At 50.8% G+C, this 1293-nt stretch carries 1 protein-coding gene; it reads right to left on the bottom strand.

The window, feature by feature from the left end:
• Positions 1-653 (bottom strand): AAA family ATPase (locus tag AC2VLY_RS17045; RefSeq protein WP_486893556.1); only part of this gene is annotated, 653 nt, incomplete at its 3' end.
• Positions 654-1293 lie beyond the last annotated feature (640 nt).

Here is a 1293-nt window from a genome sequence, read left to right as displayed (position 1 = left end):
CCCTTCCAGAAGCCTTGCTCATCGACAATTTCCACTCCCTGCAAAGCCCTGCCGCCGGCCCGGGACCAGACAATCCGCGCAACGCGTCGATTTTTCTCCCGTTTCAGTTCGATCATGCCATTCAGAGACCGGGCCAGCTTCTGCCGTTCCATCTCGGAAATGGTCTGGTTCCGAATTTCCTTGCCGTTTCCATCACGTCCGGTTTCGTAGTGCCAGATCATCGCCACATCGGTGCCCAGAGAAACCGCCGCGTCCTGGAAAAGGCGAATGGCGTTGGCCTTGTCTACAAATGCAGAGGATTTGTTTTTGTTCAGCCTGCGCTCGTTCTTCGCAAGGGCTTCAGCAGCCATGCGCTTGTAAATCGGCGTGAGTGAATCAATAGCGATTAACTGGATGCCTGCTTCCTGAATATCCTGTGCATCACGGCGCAGTGCTTGCGAAATGGCAAGCGGGTCCTGACGGTCCAACACGTCCGGCAGAAACACTTCGCAGTTATTGACGCCATCGATTTCGCGTCCACGACCTTCTGTGTCCACCACAAGAATCGTCTTGGCCATGGCCGTGAGAAACGTGCTCTTTCCGACAAGCCGAGGACCAATCAGCGCCCAATGCCTGGGAGCCCTTCTCATATCCCGCGCTCTAATGAGTGCCATATTGCCTCCCCTTCACAAACAAATCATGAATCCAATTATACAGCCCATGCAGCAAGTTCCTTTTTGCAAATATTCAATCCGGAAGGGATGCGGGTGTGCGGCATAAGAATGGACCGAATTCTAAAAACCTCACGGACCCATGGAGGATAGGCAAACTGTATCAAGGATAAGCGATATTTTGGTCGTTAAAAAATGGCGAAATTCGGCTTTATTCTAAAAGTCGTTTTTTAGTAGGCCCGCTATTTGTGGGGCCAATAAGCCCTGTGATGGATGGAGGACAGGAAACGACGGGATCAATTTGATCCCGCGACAGGCCTCTTCTGCGAACCTGCAGGCCGCTGGCTCCTGCGTCCTACAGGGATAACCCCCTGCGTAGAGAAAGCGCGGCCATTGGTGGAACCAGGCATAAGGCCTTTTGAGGTATTTAATCAGAATCTTGCAAGAAACAAAGGGCTGTGCTATATATTTTTATACTCAGTAACCGGCTGTGCATCTAGCCTTCTGGCGATGAGCTATCTTGACGCTTTTTGGAGCGCCTACTTATGGATAAGGCGCACGTTTATTTGGCGTAATCTAATGGATATTTTGGAGGAACGTCATGAAGACGGACATTCATGTCATTGCTCAAAACGTGTTACAT

It is taken from the genome of Acidithiobacillus sp. TH-A36, assembly GCF_057473445.1.
The sequence above is the reverse complement of the archived record's forward strand: the minus strand, read 5'-3'. Positions and strand labels throughout refer to the sequence as shown.